We start from the raw sequence: 10,641 nt of genomic DNA, 5'->3' as shown, positions 1-10,641 counted from the left end.
CTTTCTCGCATTAGGCTCTTTACGTGATAAAGCTAAAAGTTGCTTGGATTTTTCTAAGTTCAATTTAGTAAAAGTAGATAAGTATCAGTGTGCTAATTAGATCACATAATTTGGCAGATTGGTATCATTCAATCTCCAGAGTACTCTTTGCTAAAGAGCTCATTTAACACAACACTCACAGGCATTGCCTAATAACAACTGTGCTAGACTTACTTAGTATACAAAATGACATGAAACGGTAATCCCACCATTTTTATTGGAGGCGAGCTGTAGTGCATAATACAATTCCCTAAGATAATGAATTATGAGTATAGTCCAGTTGTCAGTTTTACCACTTGTGCAATTTAATTAATTCTAAATATTGGTAGGGGTTTATTTACATCATGAGTACTAAAAGAGTGTGATTGAGGGCAAACACTGTGGAGTAAGATAGAGAGTTATTATTGATTGCCTTTGATGAAAGGCTGGGCATTATTGCAAATGGCGCTCTCGGTAGGGATCGAACCTACAACTCAGCCTCCGGAGGGCCACGTGATATCCATTTCACCACGAGAGCACATTTGTGCCACCACACCAACTCGCGATATCAGTGCTTAGGCCGAGCAATAATAAAGGCATATGCAATTAAATGCTAGCTTCTATCGCTTAGATGCTTATTAATTCAGCAAATTATAATAAATTACTTCACAAGCAAGCAAAAAACAGCTATTAAATTATACTTAATAAAAATCACTAACCATTTTGCAACATATAAATGCCCGTTTAACGACTTTTAAGGCGCTTGTAAAAGGTTTAACATGAGGAAGTATCTATGAGTTTAATGTCAACCGAGCAAGTAGCGGAGTTTTTAGGGGTTAAAGTTGAACGTGTAAAGCGTCTTGCCCGGGAAAGTTTATTAATATCGAAATCTGTTGATGAAAACGGCGAACCACTATTTGATGCAGATGAAGTTGCAAAATACAAAGAACTTGCGGCGCGTTTTGGTGGTCTTTAACGATACTCCATTGAGCTAATCAAACAATCCAACTGCGTACGCAACTCAGTCACTTTATTATCGACTGAGCGTGCGCTATACCAACAAATACACAACACTAAAAACACCAACTGATAGCATTCAAGCTTTTGCAGTGAATTGTGAAATTTTTGAATAGCAGGCAATTGCTGTTGGTAGTTTGAAAGTAAGCTATTTTTTTGCTTATCATTCAACGCAAAACTAACAGTCAGTGCTGCTAAATCGAAGTATACGTCATTACTTTTAGCGTACTCAAAATCAATTAAAAACATGCCTTGGCTATTCACAATAATGTTTTCTTTTACTAAATCATTATGGCAAAAACCTTCATCACGGGGTAATAACGCGATTTGCTTTAATGCATCCTCAACGCTTGCTTGATATTGCTGATATAAGCGAGTTTTTTTATAAAAATCCAGCTCATACTTTATATCCATCGCCTCAGTAACAACATCATGGCAATGAAAAGCAATCAACTTTTGCAGCAACTCTAAAGTGTAATCCCCTTGTGCAATATCCCCCTCTAGGTATTCAAAAATCGCCAGCTTGTTAACTTCATCAGTCCACAGTGGTTTAGGGCATACCTGCTGCTGCGCAAATACAGTTTGTGCTGCCAAGCCCTGCACTGGCCAATGCTCGCGATAGCACTTTAATAAAAAAGCCTGCTGTGCAGTACGCACTAAAAAGTTATCGTTACTTAAACCGCTAAATAGCCGCTCATTGCTCAATACCTTTAGTTGTGGATCAAAAGCGGCAAAAATGCCGCTAATTTCTTTACCTGTCATACTGCTTCTTATAATTGCGCCAAAGGCTTAGCTTGATTTTGCTCGTACTCTTCATACCAGGTTTTAAACCCCCATGCTGCCATTATGGTGTAAAAAATAAACAGCGCTAATGTTGGGTAGTAGCCTTTCTCGTAATACAAGTACATCGAAGCCGCATCAATAACAATCCAATACAGCCAATTTTCCAGTACTTTTTTTGCGACTAAATACGTTGTAACAACAGCAAAACAGGTTGTAAAACTATCTAAATAAGCAAAGTCTGCATGGGTATGATTGTTCATCACATAACCAAATATTAATGCCACAATCGAAGTCGCAATAATGATGAATAAGTGTTGATGCAAGCGCCATGAGGTGATCACTAATTGATGTTTATTAGCGTCGCCTTTTCGCCATATTACCCATCCATAAACCGCCATATACATATAGTAAAAATGCAATAGCGATTCCATTAATAAAGCACCATTCCAATACATTATGGTATAAATAAGGGTGCTAAAAAATGCTGCAGGCCAACACCACAGGTTTTCTTTTATTGCTAATAGCAAATATGCCATAGAGAGCGCCACTGCGATATATTCCCAGTGCGACATTGCAGTAAACCCTGCGAGAGTTTCTGTAATAAATTCCATAATTGATCCACTAAGGCTTTAGCTGCTATTGGGGAGAGAGATCACCATTGAGGAATTTACAAACAAAAATAGCTTTGCCAAACTCTTCGTATGAACGCTTTATCTCAGTACTAAGCACAGACATTACTAAATCGTAATCACCAAAAATTTGCGTCGACAAGGTATTTGTTATTACTTTTAAATCGTCATATTCATTTAAGCGATCAATAAACCCCTTAATAAATGGGATATAATCTTGATGAAGTGGGTACTTACTGATCTCTACAGATAATTTCATGACAATTCCTTGGTTTATTTAAAAATATGGCCGTTATTGTAACTTGAGCTAAGCTACAAGTCATTCAAAGGTAGAGCGGATGTCGAAGAAGGTGTAAAATTAACGCAATTAAATTATTTTATGAGTGACTCATGGCACGACGCATTACGTACAAATTTAAAAATCAGCCTCGCGAAATTAATTTTGCAAAAGATAAATATCGCGATATGTATCAGGCTATTGCTGCGGCTGAAGGGATTGATTTAACAAATTATTTAAAGATGGAACAGCAAATTGCTATGACTTCAAAAGGCTCTGCGGCAGTGCGTAATTTTCGTGATGAAGAGTTTGCTCGCATGGGTTTTAGCGATGTGTATTTTATCAAAGAGTAACGCTTAGCATTACTCTAAATATTCATAGCTTACCCGTGGGGTAATATTACAGACTAACTCGTAAGGGATTGTGGTGGCACATTGGGCGATTTCTTCAACGGGTAATTCTGGGCCCCACATCACCACCTCATCGCCTACTTTGATGTCATCAGCATTTTCACCAATATCAACACTGATCATATCCATAGAGATGTTGCCAGCAATACCATAACGTTTGCCAGCAATCACTACAGGTGTGCCATGTCTAGCATGGCGCGGATAACCATCACCATAGCCCATGGCAACCACTGCAAGCTTAGTCGGCTGAGCACTTTGCCAACAGCCACCATAACCAACACCTTGCGCGGCATCAACATCGCGAATTGCAATGACCTTAGTGGTTAAGCGCATCACCGGCTTCAGCTGATGGTCTTTGCCAGAAGTGTTAAGCATTGGTGATACACCATACATCATCAAGCCTGGACGCACCCAGTCGCCATGACCTGCAGGCCAAGCTATAATACCAGCCGAATTTGCTAAACAATGTGCTTGTTGTTTGCCTTGCACTAATGAATCAAACAAAGCAATTTGCTCAGCTGTTTTGGGATCATTAACATCATCGGCACTGGAAAAATGCGTCATTAAATTGATTGTATCTTTAGCGTTATTCGTCGCTTGCAAGCGCTGATAAAAATCACTCAACTGCGTTGGTGCAATCCCTAAACGATGCATACCGGTATTGATTTTTAACCAGCAACTAATTGGTTCATCGAGCTTTGCATTTTCAAGTGCTCTGAGCTGGTTTTCATCATGGATAATGGTTTGAAAGTTATTGGCTAATAAAATCGGCAAATCATCTTGATGGAAAAAACCTTCCAGCAACACAATAGGCTTGGTCAGCCCACCCGCCCGCAGTGCGAGCGCTTCATCTATTCGTGCCACTGCAAATGCGTCGGCATCATTAAGGTGCTGCGCTATTTTTACTAAACCATGACCATAAGCATTGGCTTTTAATACCGCCATAACTTTACTATTAGGCGCAAACTGTCGCACTTGCGCTAAATTATGAGCAAGTGCTTGTAAGTTAATTTCGGCAATAGCTAAACGCATTAGTAATCATCATCTACAGCAGGTCCGGCGTAATTATCAAAACGCGAGAACTGACCTTGGAAAGTTAAACGTACTTTACCAATTGGACCATTACGTTGTTTACCTATGATAATTTCAGCAATCCCTTTCTCAGTACTGTCTTCGTTATATACTTCGTCGCGGTAGATAAACATGATTAAATCGGCATCCTGCTCGATAGAGCCTGATTCACGTAAGTCGGAGTTAATTGGGCGTTTATCGGCACGCTGCTCTAGAGTACGGTTTAGCTGCGACAGTGCTACGACTGGGCATTGGAGTTCTTTTGCTAATGATTTAAGTGACCGTGAGATTTCAGCAATTTCTAAAGTACGGTTATCAGAGAGGCTGGGAACGCGCATTAGCTGCAAGTAATCGACCATGATCATACTTATCCCACCGTGATCACGAGCAATACGACGCGCACGTGAGCGAACATCTGTTGGAGTTAGACCTGATGCATCATCAACATACATCTTTCCTTTTTCCATCAGTAGCCCCATGGTTGATGAAAGACGCGCCCAATCGTCATCATCCAATTGACCGGTGCGCACTTTGGTCTGATTAATTCGACCAAGGGATGCCAACATCCTCATCATAATCTGCTCCGAGGGCATTTCTAATGAGTAAATAAGCACAGGCTTATCTTGTGTCATTGCGGCATGTTCAGCTAAGTTCATCGCAAATGTGGTTTTACCCATCGACGGACGGGCGGCCACAATGATTAAATCTGATGGCTGCAAACCAGTGGTCATTTTATCTAGATCGGCATAACCGGTACTTACCCCCGTCACACCATCTTGTGGCGACTGATACAACTCTTCGATTTTATCGACTGTTTTTTCTAAGATGCTGTGAATACTTTGCGGACCATCGTTACTTTTTGTCCGCTGCTCAGCAATTTTAAACACTTTACTCTCTGCAAAGTCGAGTAAATCGTGGCTGGTGCGCCCTTCCGGATTGAAACCTGCTTCGGCTATTTCATTGGCAACGCCAATCATTTCACGTACCACAGCACGTTCGCGTACGATATTCGCATAGGCGTCGATGTTCGCCGCACTTGGCGTATTTTTAGCAATTTCAGCTAAATAAGCAAAACCACCGATACCACTGAGTAAATTCTTTTTCTCTAAGCTCTCAGATATGGTGATCAAATCGATTGGATCGCCTATTTCAGCAAGCTCGACCATGGCTTCAAAAATAAGCTTATGGGTACGTGTATAGAAATCTTGCGAAACTACCAACTCGGCAACACGGTCAAAGGCTTGATTATCAAGCATTAAGCCACCTAAAACAGATTGCTCTGCTTCAATGGAATGAGGAGGAACTTTAAGAGTGTCGACTTGTTTATCTGGTTTAGCCATAACTTCGCAATACTAACAATGAATGGCCTCTATTCTATCTACTTGGCTACGTTGTGCAAAGAGCAAAGCAGGATTTCTTTTCCTACTTTGCTACGGGAGATTACTTTTGCTTACGTAATTCTATGCGCCCACTGATAGTGTCTATTTCAATATCAGCATCACCACCATTAACCGCAAACTCCAATTCACTTGATGGCCCATATTTCGCTTTTTTAACTTTATCGTCACTCAACTCATTAATAATTTTACCATTGGCATGCGCTTCAATTTCAAACCGCGCAGAAACATCCGTCGGGAAGTAAAAATCGGCATCGCCACTAACAGATTCATAAGTAATTTGCGCACCTTTTAGTAACTCATTAATATGTATTTCACTCTCACCATTTACCGTGCTAATACGTAAGCTTTTTAATGCCTGAAAAGCAAAGTCGATATCGCCATTAACATTCTCTAAGCGAACTTCTTGAGCTGCTGTTTTGGATTTAATATCACCATTGACAGCAGTAAAGCGCAGCGTGCCTTGTGAGTCTTTGTCATTAATTTCGCCGTTTACGGTTTCATAGCGTATATCACCTTTTAAGCCTATCGCACTGACATCACCATTAACGGTATCCACAGTAATATTGCCACTGATGTTTTGTAAGTTAATATCACCATTAACGACATCAATATCAGCCCCGGCGATCAAATTTTTAGCACTGATAGTGGCGTTAACACCGGTAAATTCAAGTTCGCTGCTATTTGGCATATAAATAACTAACTGAGAACCATCGCCACTATTCCAACCGTTATTATTGTTACGCGGCATTTTAACGATAAATTCGATACGGTCCCCTGCCACTTCTAAACGATATCCTTGTGCTTTATCATCAAGCTCACCGGTGATCTGTAATTGTGATTTATCCCAGCCCTCAATACGTACATCACCGCGTTGGTTATCTATAAAAATACGCTTATTAGCGGGCACCTCAATTTGTTCATTGATTTTCTCACCAGCAGAGGCGAAAAACGGCAATAAAGTTAGTGCTAATAGTAATGTTTTCATGGTTGATACTCCTAAATTTGTTGCCACTTCGGTGCATGCACCTTATTGATTAGATCTAATTGCTGCTGATAAACCTGTGCGAGCATTTTTAATAACGCTGGATTCTCAGGCTCATTGTCGAGTGCTTGCTTTATTGCCCGCTCAGCGTCCTCTAATTCTGTTAATTGCTGTTGCCAGTTATCTGTCAATGCAGGCTGATTTTGATATTGCACCAACAAGGTTTGTTTTTGCTGGGTAAAATAGTCACTCATCACCACACTTGTCGCAGGCTCAGAGCCGGAAAACAGCAACTGCACGGTTAATAAAGCCGCCACTGAGCATGCTGCCACACCCGCTAATTTAGGCCACAGCGCAGCTTTACCTTGCGCCTGAGGAGCATGCGTTAATGCTTTTTCGATACCTGGCCATAAATCTTTTTGTGGTGAGATCTCTGACTGAGTGTTATTGATTGACTCAGCTAAAAATGTTTCAAAATTAGGCTTACTCATTTTCATACCACTCTTTTAATAACTGACGGGCGCGATGAAATTGCGACTTACTAGAACCCACTGCCATTCCTAACATAGTGGCAATCTCTTCATGGCGATAACCTTCAATGGCGTGCAGCACAAATACCATACGAGCTCGCTCAGGTAGTCGTAATACTAACTTGTCGAGTCCATTTAGACCTTGGCAATCTGTTGCGCTTTGTTCATCCATACCGCTTTGCTCGAAGCTCACTACTTTTTGCAACCAATTCTTATGTTTACGTAAATAGCTAATCGCAATATTACTGGTGACACTGTGCAGCCAAGTTGAAAACTGTGACTGTCCTTCAAAGCTAGCGATTTTATGCCACAGCTGCACAAATACTTCTTGAGTTGCATCTTCGGCATGTTCGCGATCTGCGAGTAACCGTAAGCACAATCCATAAACCCGCTTTACATGTAATTCATAAAGTGCAGCATAAGCATTTTGATCACCGATTTTTACACGGTTAATAAGTGCATCTTCGCTTAGCTGTGTAAAAGCATGTTTTGCATCTATCAACATCGTTGATGTTGTCCCTTTATGATTATTATTATGAAATGAGTATACCTAAGCACTCAGGAAATACGATCTTTCAGAATTTTAAGTTTCTTGAATAGTTAGACGTGAGATGTAAGTGAAAAGGTTTAAATGACATGAAATTATTTTTAACAAAAAACGGCTAACTTATCAGCCAGCCGTTTTATCAAGTGGTTTTATAACGTTGCTTCTGGGGGATCTTCTTCGGGCCCTTCAGTGGTTTTTTCCGGTACTTTATATGACCAGCCAAGGAAAACTAATTTGCCGTCAGACACGCTGCCCCCACCACTACTTATATTTGCTAGATTTGAATCATGGTGAATACCACCTTTGCCAGACGCTGAAACCGTTTTGCCCCGAATTGAGCCACTGAAACCACCATTAGCGACGACTTTAACATCAGTCTTTGGCGCATAGATGGCTGCATACAAATTAGCATCAGCATCAATATCAATACCATTGGCTTGTTCATTGCTGGAATAAATACTGAATACCGGTTTACCAGTTTTGGTTAACCCATGCTTCATTGTGATCGACCCTGGAGACGCTTTCAATTTTACTTTACCGTTGACATAAAGGCTTAAGCTGCTGCCTTGTGCTATATGGATCTCTGAAGCGCCTTCCATCATAAAGTGACCATTTACTATCAAGGTTACATCACCACCCGCGACTTTTAAAATGCCATTATTTAATGAGAAGTTACCTGCTTTTAATACTTTTACATCAACAACGTTCTCAATTGTGTTTAACGTATAATTAAGTGTCGCAGGACGTGCGCCTAACCACTTTTCCCATACATAATCACCTTGATTTTCAATCTTAGACTGAGCTATCTCAGGCGTTAACTCGTAGATAACACGTGTTTCTGGCTTATCAGAGACTAGTGTTGAACTACCGTGTTTCACAATAATATTTTCGGCGCTAGGATCAACCAGACCATCAACAACCGTTGTTATATTTATTGAATCGCACTGTGTTTGCCCTGCTGTAAAATTATCAGGATCTTGAAAAGGTACCAACTCAACATTTGGTGATACATTATAACGTGGATCTGAATAAGGAATACCACCTTGTTCAAGGTGTGGTGCTAAATCTTTTGCGTTTAATTTGCCGCCATATAAAACGTCTAAGCCGTCATTATTTCTATTTTCTAGCACAGTACTCGCACTGTTATTAGGGAAGTTAAGATCTTTATTTGCTCGAACTACGCCTAATATTTTTCCTTGCCTCCAGGTAACCCCTCCCGCCGATAAAACATCTCCGCCTACAGCTGTATCAAGTGGAAAACCATCGGGTAAAACAGGATCAGTCGATACTGTAAAGTTCGAATCGATTGTAATATGGTTATTTGCACGCAATGTGCCTGTGATTGGAGATGAGCCGGAAAAAGTAATACTGCCAGTCGCATGAACACTTCCCCAAATAGTTGAAGCACCTGATAATGTAACATCCTTATCTTTATAAACCGTGCCTATGACAGCGCCAGCCTCAGCCTTGTCAGGATCGTAATCCCCTTTACTTGAGTCATAGCTATCAATTCGACCACTGGCACTGAGTGACACCCCTTCACAGCCCACAATTGCGTTCTTAAAAACAGAGCCTCCTTTACCTGACGTAAATCCAAACCGTGCGACTAAATTACTTTGTGCATCACCACCATAACGCTCACCCAAGCTGATGATTTCCAGCTCTCCAGCAGCATTTTTACTAATACTGGCATTATAAGTTGCATCTTCGCCAATCAAACCACGGCCTGATGCTGTGCCTGTCGCTGCGATCAAGCCATCGATATCTAAGGTTTTATCATCTGAAAAAGCTTGCTGTAATAACTTAGCTTCTTCGAAAATACCTTTTTCAGCGAGTAAACGGCTATTTATTTTCTTTTGAAAATTGCCACTCATACGCTCTTGAATAATATTTTCACGCAATGAATTAAGTACCACAATACTCGCCATACTGGTGAGGATAAGTACTGTTACAAGCGTAAAACCACTTTGTTTTTTAGCCATTACACACCACCAAAAGCATTGTTTAAAATAACATTAGAGACCGCAATATCAATGGCAATAGTGTCTTCAAATTGCGCAGGTAAATTCTCTGGGCCAACATGAATAGTGACAATGTTATTATCAATTGCAAAACTCAACTGGGCGACTCCCGTCAATAACCGCTCTGCTGGAGCTGCTCCTAATGTACACATTAAATTATTGCCTACTAGGCTATAAACTTCATTTATATCAGCTGTTGATACACTGCCATTACAGGTGATAACCCCAGCTGGCTGAGTAACAGTAATTGCCGAGCCATCTGCTGCAACCAAAGGTGCGCTTGGTGTTTGTTTAATGCTACGCGTAAAAACCTTACTTGTGTAACGTATTACTTCTTGCGCATTTTCAAGCTCTTTACTAACTGAAATAGTGCCTTTAATAGCTGAGTATGAAAGGCTAACTCCAGCTAGTAGGAATGAACCAGCGGCTAGAGCCACCATCAGTTCTACAAGGGTATAACCTCGCGGACGATAAATTGCCATCATCAAATACACCCAACTGGTAGCTCAGGGTAACTAGCATTTAAGGTAATTTGATTTTCTAATTGAGCAGGGTCTTGTTGCTTGATCCGCTCATCAGCCCATGAAACTGTGATTTGCATATCATGCGCATACGCCGCAGGTAAGCTCAGCTGATAATCATCGATTTGCGGGTCTAAAGAGGCACGAAAGTTAGCATCCGTGAATAAAGCTGGATTCGTCGTTTGTAACTCACACAAGCGAGGCCAAATACGCTCTAAAGTATTTTGCCCTTGCACCAGCGATACAGTGTAATTAAAACTGTTAGTGGCATATTGTAGCGATTTGAGCTGAGCTGCTGCCAACCCTAATAAAGCAATACCGGCGATAACAACTGACAGCATCACTTCTAATAATGAAAAGCCACTTTGTTTAATCATTATGCACACGCCACTGATTTTTCAGCTAACCAATTTTGGCCACTTTTTAAAATGCACA

The 10,641-nt window shown here is 40.7% G+C and carries 13 protein-coding genes and 1 tRNA gene; 2 read left to right on the top strand and 12 right to left on the bottom strand.

What is annotated here, in order from left to right:
- Positions 1–481: 481 nt before the first annotated feature.
- Positions 482–556, bottom strand: a tRNA-Arg gene (locus H5232_RS20780).
- Between the two features lie 255 nt (positions 557–811).
- Here H5232_RS20780 and H5232_RS20775 point away from each other — a divergent pair.
- The gene (locus tag H5232_RS20775; RefSeq protein WP_145237033.1) at positions 812–994 is read left to right on the top strand and encodes a helix-turn-helix domain-containing protein; all 183 of its coding nucleotides are present in this window, start codon (positions 812–814) and stop codon (positions 992–994) included.
- Here the strand turns inward: H5232_RS20775 and H5232_RS20770 are convergent.
- The 3 genes from H5232_RS20770 to H5232_RS20760 are packed head-to-tail and all read right to left on the bottom strand — an operon-like array spanning position 991 to position 2,706.
- Positions 991–1,797 carry a phosphotransferase gene (locus tag H5232_RS20770; RefSeq protein WP_182718073.1) on the bottom strand — a complete coding sequence of 269 codons (807 nt, stop codon included), beginning with the start codon at positions 1,795–1,797 and terminating at the stop codon, positions 991–993. The genes H5232_RS20775 and H5232_RS20770 overlap by 4 nt on opposite strands.
- Before the next feature lie 8 nt (positions 1,798–1,805).
- Entirely contained in the window at positions 1,806–2,429 is a 624-nt protein-coding gene (gene pnuC / locus H5232_RS20765) for a nicotinamide riboside transporter PnuC (protein ID WP_149980641.1), read from the bottom strand.
- 25 nt (positions 2,430–2,454) lie between these two features.
- On the bottom strand, positions 2,455–2,706 hold the full coding sequence (locus H5232_RS20760; protein WP_145237024.1) for a hypothetical protein: 252 nt from the start codon (positions 2,704–2,706) through the stop codon (positions 2,455–2,457).
- 131 nt (positions 2,707–2,837) lie between these two features.
- Here H5232_RS20760 and H5232_RS20755 point away from each other — a divergent pair, with 131 nt between their 5' ends.
- Positions 2,838–3,077 (top strand): DUF2960 domain-containing protein, encoded by a 240-nt coding sequence (locus H5232_RS20755; protein ID WP_145237021.1) that lies wholly within the window; start codon positions 2,838–2,840, stop codon positions 3,075–3,077.
- Between the two features lie 9 nt (positions 3,078–3,086).
- On the opposite strand, the gene alr is transcribed toward H5232_RS20755, so the two are convergent.
- The 8 genes from alr to H5232_RS20715 form a co-directional block, all read right to left on the bottom strand.
- A complete protein-coding gene (gene alr / locus H5232_RS20750; RefSeq protein ID WP_182718072.1) occupies positions 3,087–4,166 on the bottom strand; it encodes an alanine racemase in 1,080 nt (359 codons plus the stop codon).
- A complete protein-coding gene (gene dnaB, locus H5232_RS20745; RefSeq protein WP_145237015.1) occupies positions 4,166–5,545 on the bottom strand; it encodes a replicative DNA helicase in 1,380 nt (459 codons plus the stop codon). The genes alr and dnaB overlap by 1 nt, the downstream gene beginning before the upstream one ends.
- 100 nt (positions 5,546–5,645) lie before the next feature.
- The gene (locus tag H5232_RS20740) at positions 5,646–6,590 is read right to left on the bottom strand and encodes a DUF4097 family beta strand repeat-containing protein (protein ID WP_182718071.1); all 945 of its coding nucleotides are present in this window, start codon (positions 6,588–6,590) and stop codon (positions 5,646–5,648) included.
- Between the two features lie 11 nt (positions 6,591–6,601).
- Positions 6,602–7,084, bottom strand: a complete 483-nt coding sequence (locus H5232_RS20735) for a hypothetical protein (RefSeq protein ID WP_182831436.1) — start codon at positions 7,082–7,084, stop codon at positions 6,602–6,604.
- Positions 7,071–7,622, bottom strand: a complete 552-nt coding sequence (locus H5232_RS20730) for an RNA polymerase sigma factor (protein ID WP_182831435.1) — start codon at positions 7,620–7,622, stop codon at positions 7,071–7,073. Before H5232_RS20730 ends, H5232_RS20735 begins: the two co-directional genes overlap by 14 nt.
- 191 nt (positions 7,623–7,813) lie before the next feature.
- Entirely contained in the window at positions 7,814–9,646 is a 1,833-nt protein-coding gene (locus H5232_RS20725) for a hypothetical protein (protein WP_182831434.1), read from the bottom strand.
- Complete coding sequence (locus H5232_RS20720; protein WP_182831433.1) at positions 9,646–10,170, bottom strand: PilW family protein; 525 nt, start codon at positions 10,168–10,170, stop codon at positions 9,646–9,648. Before H5232_RS20720 ends, H5232_RS20725 begins: the two co-directional genes overlap by 1 nt.
- On the bottom strand, positions 10,170–10,583 hold the full coding sequence (locus H5232_RS20715; protein ID WP_145236995.1) for a prepilin-type N-terminal cleavage/methylation domain-containing protein: 414 nt from the start codon (positions 10,581–10,583) through the stop codon (positions 10,170–10,172). Before H5232_RS20715 ends, H5232_RS20720 begins: the two co-directional genes overlap by 1 nt.
- Between the last annotated feature and the right edge of the window lie 58 nt (positions 10,584–10,641).

This window comes from Pseudoalteromonas sp. SG41-5, from assembly GCF_014164495.1.
GTDB lineage: Bacteria > Pseudomonadota > Gammaproteobacteria > Enterobacterales > Alteromonadaceae > Pseudoalteromonas > Pseudoalteromonas rhizosphaerae.
The sequence above is the reverse complement of the archived record's forward strand: the minus strand, read 5'-3'. Positions and strand labels throughout refer to the sequence as shown.

Bases quoted from the DNA above. Each gene is read 5' to 3' on its own strand.
- H5232_RS20720 (WP_182831433.1), bottom strand. From the start codon at position 10,170: ATGATGGCAATTTATCGTCCGCGAGGTTATACCCTTGTAGAACTGATG.
- H5232_RS20770 (WP_182718073.1), bottom strand. From the start codon at position 1,797: ATGACAGGTAAAGAAATTAGCGGCATTTTTGCCGCTTTTGATCCACAA.
- H5232_RS20725 (WP_182831434.1), bottom strand. From the start codon at position 9,646: ATGGCTAAAAAACAAAGTGGTTTTACGCTTGTAACAGTACTTATCCTC.
- H5232_RS20740 (WP_182718071.1), bottom strand. From the start codon at position 6,590: ATGAAAACATTACTATTAGCACTAACTTTATTGCCGTTTTTCGCCTCT.
- H5232_RS20775 (WP_145237033.1), top strand. From the start codon at position 812: ATGAGTTTAATGTCAACCGAGCAAGTAGCGGAGTTTTTAGGGGTTAAA.
- H5232_RS20735 (WP_182831436.1), bottom strand. From the start codon at position 7,084: ATGAAAATGAGTAAGCCTAATTTTGAAACATTTTTAGCTGAGTCAATC.
- H5232_RS20730 (WP_182831435.1), bottom strand. From the start codon at position 7,622: ATGTTGATAGATGCAAAACATGCTTTTACACAGCTAAGCGAAGATGCA.
- H5232_RS20715 (WP_145236995.1), bottom strand. From the start codon at position 10,583: ATGATTAAACAAAGTGGCTTTTCATTATTAGAAGTGATGCTGTCAGTT.
- dnaB (WP_145237015.1), bottom strand. From the start codon at position 5,545: ATGGCTAAACCAGATAAACAAGTCGACACTCTTAAAGTTCCTCCTCAT.
- H5232_RS20760 (WP_145237024.1), bottom strand. From the start codon at position 2,706: ATGAAATTATCTGTAGAGATCAGTAAGTACCCACTTCATCAAGATTAT.
- H5232_RS20755 (WP_145237021.1), top strand. From the start codon at position 2,838: ATGGCACGACGCATTACGTACAAATTTAAAAATCAGCCTCGCGAAATT.
- pnuC (WP_149980641.1), bottom strand. From the start codon at position 2,429: ATGGAATTTATTACAGAAACTCTCGCAGGGTTTACTGCAATGTCGCAC.
- alr (WP_182718072.1), bottom strand. From the start codon at position 4,166: ATGCGTTTAGCTATTGCCGAAATTAACTTACAAGCACTTGCTCATAAT.